We start from the raw sequence: 17,507 nt of genomic DNA on the forward strand, positions 1-17,507 counted from the left end.
TCCGCGCTTGGTAGCCGCCGGGCACGTCGTCCTTCCCGAGCTCTACTGGTTGGTTCAAGACTCGCGTACCTGCCTTTCCAGGTCGTCGAGGACGTCGCTGAGGGCGATGAGCCCGGCGTCGTCCACGGGTTCAGGACCGTACAGGGCCGCGCCGACGTACGTCTCGTCGTAGGCGGTGCGGCGGGCGACCGCCGTGACGATCTCCTGTGCGGCCGAGGGGTCCTGCGCGCGGCCGCGGGGCAGGCCGAGCAGCGGGACGAGACGTTCACGGGCGCCGGAGCGCAACGCGTCCGAGGCGCGGTCGCGGGCGTGTCCGGCGCGGTAGAGGCGGGCGCGTCCCTCGACCGTCTCCGCGGAGCGGACGACGACGGGCAGCGCCTCCGCCACCACCGGGCCGAGGCGGCGCCCCCGCCACAGCGCCACCAGGAGCACCGCGACCAGCAGTTCGAGGAAGAACAACTTCACCCCGAACGGGAGGAGGTCGCCGAGCGACTGCTGCCCGGCGCCGGATCCCGACTTCGGCAGGTCGGGCACCAGCCACACGATCGACGCGCCCGTACCGGCGGCCAGGTTCAGTGCCAGTGCCGCGTTGCCCTCCTCGGTCAGCCGACCGTTGGTCAACGGTTCGGCTGAACCCAGCACGGTGACGGTGTTGGAACCGCGCTGTACCTGGACGACCCTGGAACCGCCGGAGTCGGACCGGTAACACTGTGTCGCGGATCCCGTCGCCTCGTAGGTGTCGGACTGACGGAACGCGACCGTTCCCGCGCGCGTCGCGGCTTCCAGGGAGCAGCCCGGATCGGCGTTCCCGTACACGGCGTCGCGCCTGCGCACCTGCGGGGCGAGTTCCGCCAGCGCGAACGATGTGGGCCGGACGAGCAGCAAGTCGACCTGCCAGGTGCTCAGTTGGCGCAGGTCGTAGTCGGTGAGCCGCTCGGTTCGGGTCACCAGGATGAGCGAGCCGGGGTCGGCCGCGTCGATGGCGTCCCCCGCGTTTCGCGCCACCGTCACGCCCGTCCCCCGCTGCTTGAGGAGTTCGGCGAGGGCGCGTCCGCCGTCCTGCTTCGGCGACGTCGGATCGAGCGCCTGCGGCGACGTCGCGGGACGCAGCGCGGCCAGGATCACCGCGACCACCACCATGACGAGGATCACCGCGACCACACCGCGCGCGGACCGCCAGCGGCGCCCCGCGACCTGCCGCGCGGACGGTTCGGCCCCCGGTGCGCCCTGCGCGCCGCCCTGGGTGCCGCCCTGTGCGCCGCCGGGCGGGGCGGTCTGCGTCACCATCGCGGTCCTCCGTCCTCACCGGCTCCGGCGGGCGTGAGGTCGTCGGCCTCCAGCGGCTTCGGCTTCGCCGCATGGAGCCGGTCGTCCACGTCCTTGACCCGCGCGTACCCCTCCGGGGTGCCCGGACGGTCGCCGTACCAGACGTCGTCGAAGATCCGGACGGCCTCGCGCAGGTCGTCGGCGAGCTGCGGCACGGCCTGGCCGGTCTCCTCCGCCAGCTCGTCGGCGGTGCGTCCGGGCCGTGCCGGCAACACCGCCCGTTCCTCCAGGTCGCGGGCCATCGCGCGGAGCCGTTCCCGGATCGCCTCCGCCCACTGCCCGGCCGCCGCGTGTTGCTCCGCCGCTGTTCTGTGGTCGAGCGCCGTGGACGTCGTGTCGTCCAGGAGGGGATCGTTCCTGGACCGCGGGTTGCGGCGGCCCCGCATCAGCCACGCGACGATCGCGATGGCGACGAGCGCGACTAGGATGACGACGACGATCGACGTCCAGCCCCCGCCGCGACCCTGCGATTCTGGAGCGGGCGCCTTGAAGAACAGTTCCTGGAGCCATTCGGCGAAGTCGTCCCAGGTGCGTTGCAGCCAGGACGGTTCGTCGCGCTGGTAGATCTGCTTGTCGAGTTCGCGTCGGGCCAACTCGCGGGCCTCGTCCCGGCCGATCGGGTCGGGAGCCGCCGTAAGGAGCGGCGCGTTCAAGCGCGTCATGGATTCGCCCCCGTCCTCGGGTGCGCCGGTGTCGGGCCGGTCCGCCACAGGTCGACGAAGTCTTCCACGTGGTCACCGCGTCTTTCGATCCGCAACTCCAGGTCGAATCCTTCACGGCGCATCCGACGGTCCATGTAGAGCAGCGCGATCACCCCGGCGTCGAACGGGAGGACGACCGACCAACTGACGATCCGGCCGAGCGTGTCCACGGCGAGCGCCGCCATCGTCGCGTCGCTACCTGTGGCATCACCGAAGAAGGCCAGTTGCACGAACAGGAACGGGATCCGCAAGGCGAAGAAGCCCATGAACACGGTCACGAGCATCGCCAGTAGCAGGGTTCCGAACGTCCGGAACCAGCGTCCCTTGGACAGGGCCACCGCCCGGCGGAGCGCACCGCCCACTGTCTGCCGTTCCAGGACGACCGCAGGAACGGCCAAGACGAACAGTAGGTAGAGCCACACCATCAGCCCTATGCCGATGGGAAACCCGAGAAGCCCCGCGAGCACGCTCAGCCCGGGATGCGCCTCGACCGCGATCAGCAGGGCGAACGGAAGGGTCGGTAGTACCAGCGCGACCAGTGAGACGCCGATGACGGCCGCGGAGGTCGCCAACAGCCGGCCCAGACGCGGCCGGGTGTCCCGCCACGCCTGGCGCGGCGCGATCGGCGCGCCCACCAGTTCGCGACCGAGGATCGGTGCGAGGAGACCGGCCAGCACCAGAATCGCGTACGCCGACAGCACCAGCCCCATCACCGTCAACGTGAGCTGCGCGCCGAGCGACTCCAGCAGAAGGTCGGGGGTGACCTCGTTGCGGGCCTCGTCCCCGATGAAGAAGTACGCGGCGATCGAACTCGCCACCTGGATCACCGTGGTCATCCCCACGGCCAGGCCCAGTGACGTGCGCGGGCGCCGCCGGATCCCGGCGATGGCGCCGTCCAGCATCTCCGAGACGGACATGGGACGGAACGGGACGTCCTGCACGCCGGACGCGTCGCTGTCGGCGTCGGCGCCGTCTCGGCCGACTCGGCCGTCTCGGCCGTCCGGTCCCGGCATCTCCTGGCTCCCTGCGGTCTCTGGCGAGGGTCTTCCGGCGGCCGCGCCCGGTCGTGGTCCGGGCCGTCACGTCCGCCGTCACGCCCGCCCGTCACGTCCGCCGGTCAGGTCATCCTGTCACGGGCGAGGCGCCGCGAATGCCGTGCCCGACCCCGATGGCGGTGATCTGCGCACTCCGTAGCGCGTCGAACACCGAATCACGCCGATGCCGGTCGGCGTCCCGCGTGTTTCGGTGGCCCCATCTACAATTCCGTGCCGCGCACTTGATCGTGGGGGAGCCATGGACGACATGAACGCGGGTAACCTGGCACGCCAAGGCAGATCTCTCCCTGGCGAGGTGGGGCCGCCGGAGCCAAGCGCCACCGAGTACTCACTCCACCGAACCCCGACTTTGTGACGATGAGGGCCATGAGAGGACGTGTACTGGTCGTCGACGACGACCTCGCGCTCGCCGAGATGCTCGGCATCGTGCTGAGGGGCGAGGGCTTCGAACCATCGTTCGTCCACGACGGAGACAAGGCGCTCGAGGCCTTCCGGGAGACCCGGCCCGACCTCGTGCTGCTCGACCTGATGCTTCCGGGGGCGGACGGCATCGACGTGTGCCGCCAGATCCGCGCCGAGTCCGGCGTGCCGATCGTCATGCTCACGGCGAAGAGCGACACCGTGGACGTCGTGCTCGGGCTGGAGTCCGGCGCCGACGACTACATCGTCAAACCGTTCAAACCGAAGGAACTGGTGGCGCGCGTCCGCGCCCGGCTGCGGCGCACGGACGAGCCCGCGCCGGAGACCCTGCAGATCGGCGACATCACCATCGACGTCGCCGGGCACTCGGTCAAGCGCGGCGACCGGCACATCCCGCTGACGCCGCTGGAGTTCGACTTGCTGGTGGCGCTGGCCCGTAAGCCCCGCCAGGTGTTCACCCGCGAAGTCCTGCTTGAGCAGGTGTGGGGGTACCGGCACGCCGCCGACACCCGCCTGGTGAACGTCCATGTGCAGCGACTGCGCGCCAAGATAGAGAAAGACCCCGAGCGGCCCGAGATCGTCGTCACCGTGCGCGGTGTCGGCTACAAGGCCGGGCCTGCTTGACCGGGCCCGCTTGACGGGCCCGCCTGACCGGGCCCGCCTGACCGGTACCGGCCCCCAGACCGTCCACCAGACCGTTCGAACTCAGCCATCCGACGTCCGCGCGACCTTTCGAACATTCATGACGTCGCCGTAACCTGCCGGAGTCGCATTCCTTCGTGATTCCCCTCGTGACACACCGATGACCGTCCAGCACTTTCCCGGAGCCCCGTCACCCAGGCCACGCCGTATCGCGGTTCCCTCATGAGCGCCGACATGAGGAGGGCGAAGCGGTTCGTCCGGCGTGCCCTGCGGGCGGCCCGGCGCCTTCTGCGCCGCACCGTGAAGAGCGGATACACGCGGTGGCACCGGTCGATCCAGGTGCGCATCGTCACGTCCACCCTGTTCATTTCGGCGATCGTCGTCGCGATCCTGGGCATGTTCCTGATGCAGCAGATGTCGTCGGCGCTCATGGACGGCAAGGTCAAGGCGGCCCGCCTCCAACTGGACGACGGTCTGGCGCAGGTACAGCGCGACCTGGGCAACTCGGCCGGGGACGGCAGCAGGCTCAACTCGACGATCGAACGGCTGAAGGCTCGAAGCGGCCCGTCCGGGCTGTACGAGGTCTACATTCGCGACACGACCGAGCAGTACTTCGACGGGTACTCGACCAACGAACTGCGTCCGGAGAGCGTCCCGCGGCGGCTTCGGAAGGAGCTGAAGAACGCGCCCGCTGGTTCGCGCGCCTACACCTACGGCGAGCTGTCCTATATCGATGACCGTCCGTCCGAGCGGGGGCTCATCGTCGGCGGCAAGACCGGTCAGTTCGAGCTGTACTACCTGTTCCGGCTCGTGGAGGAACAGCGGACCCTGACCAATGTGGGACGGTCCCTAGCGGGAGTGGGCATCGTCCTGGTGCTGCTTCTGGCGGCGATCGCCTCACTGGTGACGCGGCAGGTCGTCATCCCGGTGCGGCTGGCCGCGCAGGGTGCCCAGCGGCTCGCCGCCGGACGGCTCGAAGAGCGCATGAGGGTCCGAGGTGAGGACGACCTGGCGCGCTTGGCCAGATCCTTCAACGACATGGCCGCGAACCTGCAGGAGAAAATCGGGGAACTGGAGGACCTGTCACAGGTTCAACGCCAGTTCGTGTCCGACGTGTCGCATGAGCTGCGCACGCCCCTGACCACCATCAGGATCGCCGCGGACATGCTCTACGAGAACCGTGACACCTTCGACGATCCCGCGGTGGGACGGTCCGCGGAGTTGTTGCAGAGCCAGCTTGAACGGTTCGAGTCACTGCTGGCCGACCTCCTGGAGATCAGTCGGCACGACGCGGGCGCCGCGACGCTGGACGTGGAGTCCCTCGACATGCGCGACCTCGTCCTGCGCGTCGTCGGCGACATCCAAGGACTGTCCGAACGCAAGGGCAGCAAGGTCGTCCTGCAACTGCCGGGCGAACCGTGCATGGCGGAGGTCGACCGTCGCAGGGTCGAACGCATCCTGCGGAACCTGCTCGTCAACGCCGTCGAACACGGCGAGGGCGAGGACATCGTGGTGTCCGTCGCCGCCGACCGGGACGCCGTCGCCGTCGCCGTCCGCGACCACGGCGTCGGCCTCAAACCGGGCGAGGGCCAGATGGTCTTCGACCGGTTCTGGCGCGCCGACCCCGCCCGCGCCCGCACCACCGGCGGCACCGGACTCGGCCTGTCGATCTCCCGGGAGGACGCGCAGTTGCACGGTGGATGGCTGCAGGCGTGGGGAGAGCCCGGTGCGGGCTCCCAGTTCCGTCTCTCGCTGCCTCGCGTGGCCGGGGCCGAACTACGGGGCTCCCCGCTTCCGCTGGTGCCTCCTGGGGCCGGTGACGCGCGTCCGCTGTTCGCGGAACTGGAGGCGGGCGAGTGACCGCGGGCCGCACCACCGGCTGCACCCTGGGACGGCACGGGACGATCTGCTTCCTCGCGGTCGCCGTCCTCGTCCTCGGCGGCTGCGCGACCGTGCCGAGCGGCGGTCAGGTCGTCACCGGCAGACCCGCCGAACGGGCCGAACGCGTCGATGACCCGTACGTCCGGTTGATCCCGGTGAAGCCGCGTCCCGAGTGGGGACCGGCCCAGATCGTCTCCGGATTCCTGGCCGCGTCCGCGAGCTTCGACGACGACCACAAGGTCGCCAAGCTGTATCTCGGCGCGCGGACCACCTGGAACCCGGGGCTGCGTCCGTCCGTGACGGTCCTGGCGAGCCGTGTCACCGAACCCCAGGTGGTCCGGGCGACCGCCACCCACGCGACCGTCAAGGTCACCGGCCAGGAGGTCGGCACCATCACCTCCGACGGCCAGTACACCGCCTCCCCGAGAGCGCTCGACACCTCGTTCCAACTCGCGAAGACGTCCCAGGGGGTGTGGCGCATCACCGGGCTCCCCGGCGACGACAAGACCGGGCTGCTCCTCTCCCAGGACGACGTCGAACGCGCCATGCGCACCGTCAACCTGTTCTTCTTCGCACCCGACCACCAGACCCTCGTCCCGAACGGCATCTTCCTGCCGGTCGTGAACCGGCAGACCCTGCCGACCCAACTCGCCCAGGCGCTCCTGGACGGCCCCACGTCCTGGCTGAACGGCGCCGTCCACACCGCCTTCCCGACCGGAACCAGGCTGAGGCGCGGGGTCCACGTCGACAAGGACGTCGCCACCGTCGACCTCACCAAGGAGGCCCGCGCCGGAAACGTCGAACAGATGTCGGCGCAACTCGGCTGGACGATGCGGCAACTGTCCGAGATCAAACGTTGGCGACTCCAGATCGAGGGGCAGCCCGTCGCGCCCGACGGCCTGGAGTACACCCAGCCCGTCCACGCCTGGGACGCCAACTCCCCCGACGGACAGGTGCCGAAGGGTGAACACCATCCGAACGCCTACGTCGTCAGCCCGTCCGGCTTCATCGGCACCCTGGAGGGCGACCGCGCCCAGCCCCGGGTGATCGGCGCCGCGGGCCGTCTCTCCCGTCCGGCCGTCGCCCCCGACAACCAGGAACTCGCCGGTCTCAGCGCCGAAGCCGACCAGGTCTTCGTCGCCGCGCCCCTGACCGGTTCGCCCCCGCCCCGCGTCCTGCTCACCGCGCAGAAGGACGCCCGCTTCACCGCCCCGACCTGGAGCCGCGACGGCACCCTCTGGGTGGTGGAGAGCAAGAAGGACGAGTCCTGGCTGTGGGTGCGTCCACGCGGCCGACCACCCGTCCGCGCCGCCCACTGGGGCCTCGGCGGCCGCGAGGTCCGCGCCTTCCGCATCGCCCGCGACGGCGTCCGCGCCGCCGTCATCGCGCACATCGACGGCCGCCCCCAAGTCCAGGTCGGCCGAATCGCCTATGCCCCCGGCGGCACCCTGGACGTCGGCTCCTTCCTGCCGGTGAGCTCCGAACTCCAGGACGCCGTCGACCTAGCCTGGCGCGACTACAGCACCCTCGCCGTCCTCGGCCGCGCCCAACGCGACTCGCAGACGCTCCCGTTCCTGATGCCGATCAGCGGCAGCGCCATCACCTCCCTGGGCGTCGGCTCCCTGGGCGAACCCCGCACGATCGCCGCCGCCCCCGGCGCCCCGATCCTCATCGGGACCCGGTCGTCCGGCAAGGACCAGGTCTGCCGCCAGCGGGCCCCCAGCAACTCCTACAGCCCCTGGATCTGCCCCACCCCGGCCAAGGACCCCGACTACCCGGGCTGAGAGTTATCCACAATTCCCGAACCCATTACCCCCGACCACCCCCGACGAGCATCGTCGATGCCATGAGATGGCTCCCCGACCTGCTCGAACTGCTCTTCCCCGAAACCTGCGTCGGCTGTGGCACGCCCCGCCTCCTCCTCTGCGACACCTGCGCGACCCCCCTCCAGGGCCCCGCAAGACCCGCCAGGACGGCCCCGTACGGCCTCCCCCCACCCTGGACCGTCGCCACCTACGAGGGCCCCTTGAAAGCGATCCTGTCCGCTTACAAGGAGCACGGCCGCACCGCCCTGGCCGTCCCCTTGGGCGAGGCCCTGGCCACATCCCTCCACGCCGCCATAGCGAACCAAAGACCACCCCACACGGTCGTATGGATCCCGTCCCGCCGCACCTCCCTCAAACGCCGCGGCCACGACCCCCTCCGCCAAACCCTCGCCATAGCCCTGGACCGCCTACGCGAGAAGGACGTCCCCATCACCACCTGCAACGCTTTGAAACCAACCAAACGCACAGCCGACCAAGCAGGCCTAACCGCCCCCCAACGCGCCAAAAACCTCCAAGGCGCCTTCCAAGCAACCCACCCCGCCAAACCCACCACCGATCACATGACCGACCACGCGACCGAACCCATCACCGATCGCATCGCGGACTGTTCGGTGATCCTGGTGGACGACGTCATCACCACGGGCGCCACCCTCGCCGAGGCAGCCCGCGCCCTCCGAGCCGCAGGCATCGAGGTAACCGCCGCCGCCACCATCGCAGCAACCCCCCGCCACCACCCGTGACCCCACCCCTCCCAACCAAGCCCGACCGCGGCAGCCACCGCTTGTGCGGCGGGATCAACGGCGGGCCAGCGCGCGTGACGGCCCCCGGCGCGAGGCGGGACCGGTGCTGAGGGACACCGATCGTGATGGCCATGGCTTGTGAGGTGAGACGGTCGTGACGGGTACCAGTGATGCGTGCCGGCTGCGGCGGCAGCCACCGCTTGTGCGGCGGGATCAACGGCGGGCCAGCGCGTGACGGCCCCCGGCGTGAGGTGGGACTGGTGCTGAGGGACACCGATCGTGATGGCCATGGCTTGTGAGGTGAGACGGTCGTGACGGGTACCAGTGATGCGTGCCGGCTGCGGCGGCAGCCACCGCTTGTGCGGCGGGATCAACGGTGGGGCAGTGCGTGACGGCTCCCGGTGTGAGGTGGGACTGGTGCTGAGGGACACCGATCGTGATGGCCATGGCTTGTGAGGTGAGACGGTCGTGACGGGTACCAGTGATGCGTGCCGGCTGCGGCGGCAGCCACCGCTTGTGCGGCGGGATCAACGGTGGGGCAGTGCGTGTGACCGCCCCCGGCGTGAGGTGGGACCGGTGCTGAGGGACACCGATCGTGATGGCCATCGCTTGTGAGGTGAGACGTAGTAGTGGTTGGCGCCTGGGGGGCGGGCAGCGCTTGTGAGGTCGAGCCGGGTGGTGACGGCCGCCGGTCGTGATTGCGGCCGCGCTGAGGGTGACGGCCAGTGTTCGTGGTGATGACCGGTGGTGGCGATTACCTCTGGCGGAAGCAGCGCTTGCGAGGTCGAGACCGGTGGTGACGGCCGCCGGGTCGTCCGCGAACCGCTCCGAAGGTGGTGGTCGTGCTCGTGGCGGCTACTGGGCGTGGGGTGGGAGCGGGGATGGCGGGTGAGTGGTGGTGACGGGCCGTGGTTGGAAAGGGAGACGCGGTGGGACGGGCGGTGGTTGTGGTGTGTGGGGGGGTGGTGACTTTCTTCGGGGTGGGGGGTGGGGTTGTAGGTAGTTACCTGGTGTAGTCGGTAGGGAGGGATTCGGGTGGGTGGGTTGGGTTCTGTCGCGGTCGGGGTGGGGAAACTCACCGCCGGGCCAGGGTGCTCTGACCTGCGGGGTCGTGATGGGCGGATCCGGTGTGCGGGTGGGGTTCGGGGGCGGTGGTGGGGCGGTGGGGAGGGGGTGAGGCGGGCGTCCGGGAGGGTTCCGATGACGGTCAGTGAGTATTTCCTCGGCCCACCCCCCTGACATTCGTGGCGTAAGGGGTTAGCGTTCCTGACATGGCACCCGCCCGGGTCCGTGGTTGCGTCGGATCGCAGTGCTCGTGCGGAGCACGAGAGGCGGTCCGGCAAGCCGATGCCAGGCGCAGGCGAAACGGCCCACGTAAGGCGACTTCTCGTCGACCGATCACGGTGCGCCTTAGAGGTAAGTCCTGCCCCGTCGGGGGATCCGACATCCCCCGAACCGGGAGAAGGGCAGTAGTGGCGAAAGCGCCGCGAGCCCCTCAGCAGGCGGATGTGGGGACGAAGACCAGGTCGGCCGGGCGGGTGCGACCCACCGTCCTGTGGTGCGCGTCCGGGGCGGTGAGCACTTTTCGTCCACGATCTTCACGAATCGTCGGGGATGAGAGGTGTTCAGCCGGGGACCCCGGGCAAAGCCTGAGTACAACCGGGAGAAGGGGGGTCCCACGTGAACATCACCGTGAGGGGCCGGCACACCGATGTCAACGATAGGTTCCGGCGGCACGTCGACAACAAACTCGCCAAGATCGAACGGCTCAACCAGAAGGTCATCCGCGTGGATGTGGAGGTGTCCGAGGAACGTAATCCACGGTTGGCCGACCAGCGCGAGAGGGTGGAGCTGACGATCCGCTCCCGCGGTCCGGTGATCAGAGCCGAGGCCGCCGCCGACGATCGTTACGGCGCCCTCGACCTGGCGCTGGACAAGCTGGAGTCACGGTTGCGCCGCAACGCCGAGCGGCGCAAAGGGCATGGCGGCAAGGGGCGCGCCAAGCTCGCGACGATGGAGCCCCTGCCCGAGACGCTCCCCGAACCCCCGGAGGCCGTCACCGAGCCCGCCGCTGACGAGCCCGAACCCGTGAAGGTCTCCCCGGAGGAGAATCTCGTCCCCATCCCGATGGACGGCGACGGCCCCGTCATCGTCCGCGAGAAGTTCCACAAGGCCGAGCCGATGGGCATCGAGCAGGCGCTCTTCGAGATGGAGCTCGTCGGCCATGACTTCTTCCTGTACCGCGACAAGGAGACCGGGCACCCCTCGGTCGTCTACCGAAGGAGAGGCTGGGACTACGGAGTCATCAGGCTCGTCGAAGAGTGAACGTTCTCCATCCGAACGGGCGTACCGATCGAAGATGGAGTGTGTTCAGTGATGCGGTACTCGCATCACGTCACCGTCCGAACCATGCCATGATCTGAAAAGGCGTACCAGTCGATCCGCGAAGGTCCGGGAGGCTCCGGTGCGGCTCCCCGCCGTACCGGTTCCTTTCCGGACGGACGCGGGCCGCCGGGAACCTCCCGGTACGCACAGCAGTTCACCGGGGGACACCCCGGCCCGAAATCCCCCGGGTTCGCCCCGGGAACCCGTATGTTCCCGAGGACGACCCGTCGGAGAACAACCCTCCGGTGGTTCCAGATCGCTGAATAGTGAAGGGGGGAAGCGGCGTCTCCTCCACGCCGCGAACTCTGGTGAGCGAGAATCCCGAGGCTCGCGACGCCGCGGCGGTACCCCGTCAGCCCGGCGCCGTCCCCGCCGGGCGGGAGGCGGCCCAGCCGGCCGGGACGGCCGATCCGATCCGCGTGCTCATCGTCGACGACCATGCGCTGTTCCGCAGGGGTCTGGAGATGGTCCTGCAGGGCGAGGACGACATCGAGGTCATCGGTGAGGGCGGCGATGGGCACGAGGCCGTCGAGATGGCCGGTGACCTGCTGCCCGACGTCGTCCTGATGGACATCCGGATGCCCCGCCGCAGCGGTATCGAGGCGTGCACGGCCATCAAGGACGCCGCGCCCAGCGCCAAGATCGTCATGCTGACCATCAGCGACGAGGAGGAGGATCTCTTCGAGGCGATCAAGGCCGGGGCCAGCGGCTACCTGCTCAAGGAGATCTCGATCGACGAGGTGCCGCAGGCCGTCCGGGCCGTGCACGGCGGCCAGTCGTTGATCAGCCCGTCGATGGCGTCCAAGCTCATCACCGAGTTCGCGGCGCTGGCCAAGCGCAGCGAGGAGCGGACGCAGCAGGTCCCGGCGCCGCGCCTCACCGACCGGGAGATGGAGGTGCTGCGCCTCGTCGCGCGCGGTCTCGGCAACCGGGAGATCGCCCGGGAGTTGTTCATCTCCGAGAACACCGTGAAGAACCACGTCCGCAACATCCTGGAGAAGCTCCAGTTGCACTCGCGGATGGAGGCCGTCGTGTACGCCGTCCGGGAGAAGCTCCTGGAGATCACCTGAGTCACCACCAATCCGGTTTTGTCGGTGTCGTGACGTAGCATCGCGGACGTGGTCGACACGGTGGAACTCAGCGCGGACGAGGCACGACGGCTTCAGCTGCGCGCCCAGGGTTTCCTGGGCGCGTGGCGTAAGGGCGGCGTCGCGGCGATGCTGGGACGGCTCGGCGCCGTCCAGCTCGACACGATCTCCGTCCTCGCCCGGTCCCACGAACTGGTTTCGTATGCCCGCCTGGGGCCGGTCGGGCGCGACACGATCGAAACCGCCTACTGGGGCAACGGCGCCGCCGGAAACGGGACGTTCGAGTACTGGGCGCACGCCGCGTCCATCCTGCCCATCGCCGACTGGCCGCTGTTCGCGTTCCGCCGCCGCGCCTACCGAAGCCGCGGGTGGCGCTGGCACAAGGTCCCGGAGGGCGTCTGCGCCGAGATCCGCGCGAAGCTGGCGGCGGACGGCCCGCTGACCACCAAGGAACTCGGCGGCGCCAAGGCGAGCGCCGAATGGTGGGACTGGAGCGACCACAAGATCGGCATCGAGTGGCTGCTGGACATCGGCGAGGTCGTCTGCGTGCAACGCGTCGGCTGGCGCCGCGTCTACGACCTGGCCGAACGGGCCGTCCCCGCCGAGTACTTCGCGCTCGACCCGGACGACGACGCCTGCCTGACCGCCCTCGTCGCCCGCGCCGGACGGGCCCTCGCCGTCGCCACCCGCGCCGACCTCGCCGACTACTACCGCATCAAGCGCGACCAGGTCGACCAGGTGATCGAGGCGACCGGGCTCGTCCCGGCCCGCGTCGCCGGCTGGTCCCAGCCCGCGTGGGCCGACCCCGACGCCGTGGCGACCCCGCCCCGCGGCCGCCACGCGACGACCCTGCTGTCCCCGTTCGACTCCCTCGTCTGGGACCGGGCCCGCGCCTCCCGGGTCTTCGGGTTCGACCATCGCCTGGAGGCGTACGTGCCGAAGGCCAAGCGCGTCCACGGCTACTTCGCGATGCCGCTCCTCGCCGGAGGCAGGCTGATCGGACGCGTCGACCCGGCCCGGGAGGGCCGCACCCTCGTCGCCCGGCAGGTCTCCCTGGAACCGTGGGCCGTCAGCACCCCCGCCAGAACGGAGACCTCGACCACCGCCCTCGCCACGGCCCTCTGGCGCGCCGCCACCTGGGTCGGCTGCGACGACGTCCGCGTCGAGAGAACCGACCTCCCCCCAACCGCCATCGAACACGCCCTGAAAACCACCACCCCCACCTAACCAACCGCCCCCGCCATCGCCGACACCACCGGCATCCACCCAGGACTGATCGATGGTTCCCGGACGCGGCGGACGATCGCCTCACAGATGACCCCGGCGGCGCCCATGGCCAGAGCGCACAACGACGCCGACGCGCTCCTTACCCACAGGCGCCATGCCGGGGCCACGCGCGGGCCACAGAAAAAGTTGCGCCCGAACCGCGTCCCCGCCTGGCCGTTCACCACGACGAAGGCGGACGACCCGCCCCGACCGGACGCCCCAGCCGGGCGTGCCGTTCGCGCCCTGACTGGGCGCGCCCATCGAGCGTGGCGTCCGGGTGTCCTAACCAAGGTGCGGGCCAGGTGGCTGATCCAGGGTGTTGGCCGGGCCTGTCGACTGGGCGTGCCGTTCGAGCGTGGCGCCGCGGACCACCGGCCGGGGGCGTTGACTGGGCGGGCTGGTTGGGCGTGTGGACTGGGTTGCTGGCCGTCGGCATTGGACGGGGGCGCTTGTCGGCGCAGCGGTCGGGTGCGTCTGGGCAAGCGTTCCGAGCGGGCGCCCCGGCCGAGTGCCCTCGGCCGGGGTGGGATGGGTTTCGGGCTTGTTCTTTTCGGGGGTTGGGGCTACCGAATCCGGGTTTTTCTGGGCGGGGTGATCTTGGTGGGGTGAGGGGGGTCAGCCGTGGGGGGTCTGTTGGGGGTCGGTGGCCACCGGGCGGTCGAGGGACTCGCCCGCGGGGCCGCCGCGGCGCTTGTCGGAGCGGGAGCCGAACAGTGAGTAGTCGACTATTTCCGGAATGACGCGGGGCGCGTCCACGACCACATCGGCGAACAGATGGACGAAACCGCTGATGATCATGCCGAGAACGATGATCCCGGCGCCCACCCAGAACAGGATCCACAGTGGCCCCATACAGAGCGCCACGCCGCCGACGACGAACCCGGCGAAGATGACCGAGACGGCCATCCATGAACTCGGTCGCCCGGCGTGCGATCCGTGCGACCCTTCGGACTGCGACTGTTCGGACACTGCGCGTCTCCCTCCGCTTCGTCGGAAACATCCTCTCCGGGAGCCCGAGGGTCAAACGAGGCGTGCTATGGATTGCGCTGCGGAGTGACGTAGACCATTCTGGGTCTCGCCTACGATGGCATCGTACGTGTGGTGTGCGCGCCGCTGGAGCGGTGACCCACGATCTGCAAGGAGCCTCTGAGAGTGCCGCCAGTCATCGACAAAATCCTTCGTGCGGGCGAGGGCAAAGTTCTGCGCAAGCTCAAAAAGCTCGCGGATCAGGTCAACTCGATCGAGGAGGACTACCTCGAGATGAGCGACGCCGAGTTGCGCGAGCAGACCGACAAGTTCAAGGAGGAGATCACCGAGGAGGTGGCCAAGCTCGTCGCCAAGGGCAAGTCCGAGCGGGACGCCGAGCGCCAGGTCCTTGACGAGCTCCTGCCCTACGCGTTCGCGACCGCCCGTGAGGCCGCGAAACGAGTGCTGGGCCAGCGTCACTTCGACGTGCAGATCATGGGCGGCGCGGCGCTGCACATGAGCACGCAGAAGGCCTCCGACGACGAGAAGCGCAACTCCGACGAGACCGGTCAGCGCAGCAGCCGCCATGTCGGTTACATCGCCGAGATGAGGACCGGTGAGGGCAAGACCCTGACCTGTGTCCTCCCCGCCTATCTCAACGCGCTGACCGGCAAGGGCGTCCACGTCGTCACCGTCAACGACTACCTCGCCAAGCGTGACGCCGAGTGGATGGGCCGCGTCCACCAGTTCCTCGGGCTCGAGGTCGGTGTCGTCCTCCCGCAGATGACGCCGGAGGAGCGCCGCGCGGCCTACAACGCCGACATCACCTACGGGACGAACAACGAGTTCGGCTTCGACTACCTGCGCGACAACATGGCGTGGAGCCTGGAAGAGTGCGTGCAGCGCGGCCACAACTTCGCGATCGTGGACGAGGTCGACTCCATCCTGATCGACGAGGCCCGTACCCCGCTGATCATCTCAGGGCCGGCCGAGCAGAACTCCAAGTGGTACCCCGAGTTCGCCAAGATCGCGCCGCGGCTGAAGCGGGCGGAGCTGATCAGCACCGCCGGGCAGGTCGACGAGTACGGCCCGGGTGACTACGAGGTCAACGAGAAGAAGCGCACGGTCGGCATCACCGAGTCCGGCGTCGAGAAGGTCGAGGACTGGCTCGGCATCGACAACCTGTACGACTCGGTCAACACGCCCCTCGTCAGCTTCCTCAACAACGCCCTCAAGGCGAAGGAGCTGTACAAGCGCGACAAGGACTACGTCGTCATGAACGGCGAGGTCCTGATCGTGGACGAGTTCACCGGCCGTATCCTGCACGGCCGCCGCTACAACGAGGGCATGCACCAGGCCATCGAGGCCAAGGAGGGCGTGCCGATCAAGGACGAGAACCAGACCCTCGCCACGATCACCCTCCAGAACTACTTCCGCCTCTACAACAAGCTGTCCGGCATGACCGGTACGGCCGTGACCGAGGCCGCCGAGTTCAACAAGACCTACAAGCTCGGCGTCGTGCCGATCCCGACGAACAAGCCGATGGTCCGCGAGGACGTGTCGGACGTCGTCTACAAGACCGAGCAGGCCAAGTTCGAGGCCGTCGTCGACGACATCGCCGAGCGGCACGAGAAGGGCCAGCCGGTCCTGGTCGGTACGACCTCTGTGGAGAAGTCCGAGAAGCTGAGCAAGATGCTCAAGCGGCGCGGCATCCCGCACCAGGTGCTGAACGCCAAGAACCACGAGCAGGAGTCGGCGATCGTCGCGGAGGCGGGTCGCAAGGGCGCCGTCACCGTCGCGACGAACATGGCGGGACGCGGTACCGACATCATGCTCGGCGGCAACCCCGACTTCCGTGCCGACCTGGAGCTGCACCAGCGGGGCCTGTCGCCGCTGGAGACGCCGGACGAGTACGAGGCGGCCTGGCCGGAGGCGCTGAAGAAGGCCAAGCTGGACGTGGAGGGCGAGCACGAGGAGGTCGTCGAACTCGGCGGCCTGTACGTCCTCGGCACCGAGCGGCACGAGTCGCGGCGCATCGACAACCAGCTCCGCGGACGGTCCGGCCGTCAGGGCGACCCGGGCGAGTCCCGGTTCTACCTCTCCCTCGAGGACGACCTGATGCGGCTGTTCAACTCCGCCCGCGTCGAGTCGATCATGACGCGGCTGAACATCCCGGACGATGTGCCGATCGAGTCCAGGATCGTCACCAACGCGATCAGGTCGGCGCAGAGCCAGGTCGAGCAGCAGAACTTCGAGGTTCGCAAGAACGTCCTGAAGTACGACGAGGTCCTGAACCGGCAGCGCAAGGTCATCTACGCCGAGCGCCGCAAGGTCCTCGAGGGCGAGGACCTGCACGAGCAGGTGCGCAGCATGATCGACGAGGTCGTCGCGGGCTATGTCGCGGGCGCCACCGCCGAGGGCTTCGCCGAGGAGTGGGATCTCGCCAAGCTGTGGAAGGCGTTCGAGCAGCTCTACCCGATCTCGATCACGGTGGACGAGCTGGTCGAGGAGGTGGCCGGCGGCGACATCTCCGGCCTGGACGCCGAGACCCTCGCCGAGCGGATCCGCGAGGACGCCCAGGCGGCCTACGACAAGCGCGACGAGGAACTCGGTTCCGAGGTGATGCGCGAACTCGAACGCCGCGTCGTGCTGAACGTCCTCGACCGCAAGTGGCGCGAGCACCTCTACGAGATGGACTACCTCCAGGAGGGCATCGGTCTGCGGGCCATGGCGCAGCGCGACCCGCTGGTGGAGTACCAGCGTGAGGGCTACGACATGTTCAACGCGATGCTCGACGGCATCAAGGAGGAGTCGGTCGGTTACCTGTTCCACCTGGAGGTCGAGGTGGAGGAGCAGCCGTCGGTCCCGACCGTCGGCGCCGCGCCCGTCTCGGTCGCCAAGTCCGCCGGCGACACCGACGCCGCCCCCGCCGACGAGCTGGAGGAGGCGGAGGAGACCCCGGCGATCAAGGCGAAGGGCTTGGAGAAGCCGAAGCGCCCGTCCAAGCTGGAGTACTCGGCCCCGACCGTCGACGGTGACGGCGGCGTCGAGCACCACAGCGAGGAGACGCCGGACGAGTACGCGGGCGTGAACCGCAACGACCCGTGCCCCTGCGGTTCGGGCAAGAAGTTCAAGCGCTGCCACGGCGACCCGCGTAACAAGGCCAAGTAGGTAGTAGAAGTCACGAAAGCGGCCCCCGGTGCACACCGGG

At 69.2% G+C, this 17,507-nt stretch carries 12 protein-coding genes; 8 read left to right on the forward strand and 4 right to left on the reverse strand.

All coding sequences use genetic code 11. From position 1 onward, the window contains the following. Positions 1-54: 54 nt before the first annotated feature. The 3 genes from BZB76_RS08655 to BZB76_RS08665 are packed head-to-tail and all read right to left on the reverse strand — an operon-like array spanning position 55 to position 3,040. Complete coding sequence (locus BZB76_RS08655; protein ID WP_121433779.1) at positions 55-1,287, reverse strand: DUF4350 domain-containing protein; 1,233 nt, start codon at positions 1,285-1,287, stop codon at positions 55-57. After that, positions 1,281-1,988: a DUF4129 domain-containing protein gene (locus BZB76_RS08660; RefSeq protein WP_121434575.1), complete on the reverse strand. Its 708-nt coding sequence runs from the start codon at positions 1,986-1,988 to the stop codon at positions 1,281-1,283. Before BZB76_RS08660 ends, BZB76_RS08655 begins: the two co-directional genes overlap by 7 nt. Next, a complete protein-coding gene (locus BZB76_RS08665) occupies positions 1,985-3,040 on the reverse strand; it encodes a hypothetical protein (protein WP_121433780.1) in 1,056 nt (351 codons plus the stop codon). Before BZB76_RS08665 ends, BZB76_RS08660 begins: the two co-directional genes overlap by 4 nt. Positions 3,041-3,448: 408 nt before the next feature. Between BZB76_RS08665 and mtrA the strand changes: the two genes are divergently transcribed. The 7 genes from mtrA to BZB76_RS08700 all read left to right on the forward strand — a co-directional run bounded on the left by mtrA (position 3,449) and on the right by BZB76_RS08700 (position 13,291). Further along, the gene (gene mtrA / locus BZB76_RS08670; RefSeq protein WP_021598338.1) at positions 3,449-4,126 is read left to right on the forward strand and encodes an MtrAB system response regulator MtrA; all 678 of its coding nucleotides are present in this window, start codon (positions 3,449-3,451) and stop codon (positions 4,124-4,126) included. A gap of 240 nt (positions 4,127-4,366) precedes the next feature. Next, the gene (gene mtrB, locus BZB76_RS08675) at positions 4,367-6,004 is read left to right on the forward strand and encodes an MtrAB system histidine kinase MtrB (RefSeq protein ID WP_121433781.1); all 1,638 of its coding nucleotides are present in this window, start codon (positions 4,367-4,369) and stop codon (positions 6,002-6,004) included. Next, complete coding sequence (locus tag BZB76_RS08680; RefSeq protein WP_246006831.1) at positions 6,001-7,809, forward strand: LpqB family beta-propeller domain-containing protein; 1,809 nt, start codon at positions 6,001-6,003, stop codon at positions 7,807-7,809. The genes mtrB and BZB76_RS08680 overlap by 4 nt, the downstream gene beginning before the upstream one ends. Positions 7,810-7,871: 62 nt before the next feature. Beyond that, on the forward strand, positions 7,872-8,591 hold the full coding sequence (locus tag BZB76_RS08685) for a ComF family protein (RefSeq protein WP_121433782.1): 720 nt from the start codon (positions 7,872-7,874) through the stop codon (positions 8,589-8,591). Positions 8,592-10,271: 1,680 nt separating this feature from the next. Continuing rightward, positions 10,272-10,916 carry a ribosome hibernation-promoting factor, HPF/YfiA family gene (gene hpf, locus BZB76_RS08690; RefSeq protein ID WP_121433783.1) on the forward strand — a complete coding sequence of 215 codons (645 nt, stop codon included), beginning with the start codon at positions 10,272-10,274 and terminating at the stop codon, positions 10,914-10,916. Positions 10,917-11,284: 368 nt separating this feature from the next. Then, positions 11,285-12,046: a response regulator gene (locus tag BZB76_RS08695; protein ID WP_121433784.1), complete on the forward strand. Its 762-nt coding sequence runs from the start codon at positions 11,285-11,287 to the stop codon at positions 12,044-12,046. A 48-nt stretch (positions 12,047-12,094) separates the two neighbouring features. After that, positions 12,095-13,291, forward strand: coding sequence for a winged helix-turn-helix domain-containing protein (locus BZB76_RS08700; protein WP_246006832.1), 1,197 nt, complete (start codon positions 12,095-12,097; stop codon positions 13,289-13,291). Between the two features lie 654 nt (positions 13,292-13,945). Here BZB76_RS08700 and BZB76_RS08705 read toward each other — a convergent pair. Further along, positions 13,946-14,299 (reverse strand): HGxxPAAW family protein, encoded by a 354-nt coding sequence (locus BZB76_RS08705; protein ID WP_281273856.1) that lies wholly within the window; start codon positions 14,297-14,299, stop codon positions 13,946-13,948. A 183-nt stretch (positions 14,300-14,482) separates the two neighbouring features. Between BZB76_RS08705 and secA the strand changes: the two genes are divergently transcribed. Further along, positions 14,483-17,467, forward strand: a complete 2,985-nt coding sequence (gene secA, locus BZB76_RS08710) for a preprotein translocase subunit SecA (RefSeq protein WP_121433786.1) — start codon at positions 14,483-14,485, stop codon at positions 17,465-17,467. Positions 17,468-17,507 lie beyond the last annotated feature (40 nt).

The sequence above is a fragment of the Actinomadura pelletieri DSM 43383 genome (assembly GCF_003634705.1).
Lineage (GTDB): Bacteria > Actinomycetota > Actinomycetes > Streptosporangiales > Streptosporangiaceae > Spirillospora > Spirillospora pelletieri.

Coding starts and splice junctions, on each gene's coding strand:
- BZB76_RS08655 (WP_121433779.1), bottom strand. CDS start 1,287: ATGGTGACGCAGACCGCCCCGCCCGGCGGCGCACAGGGCGGCACCCAG.
- BZB76_RS08660 (WP_121434575.1), bottom strand. CDS start 1,988: ATGACGCGCTTGAACGCGCCGCTCCTTACGGCGGCTCCCGACCCGATC.
- BZB76_RS08665 (WP_121433780.1), bottom strand. CDS start 3,040: ATGCCGGGACCGGACGGCCGAGACGGCCGAGTCGGCCGAGACGGCGCC.
- mtrA (WP_021598338.1), top strand. CDS start 3,449: ATGAGAGGACGTGTACTGGTCGTCGACGACGACCTCGCGCTCGCCGAG.
- mtrB (WP_121433781.1), top strand. CDS start 4,367: ATGAGCGCCGACATGAGGAGGGCGAAGCGGTTCGTCCGGCGTGCCCTG.
- BZB76_RS08685 (WP_121433782.1), top strand. CDS start 7,872: ATGAGATGGCTCCCCGACCTGCTCGAACTGCTCTTCCCCGAAACCTGC.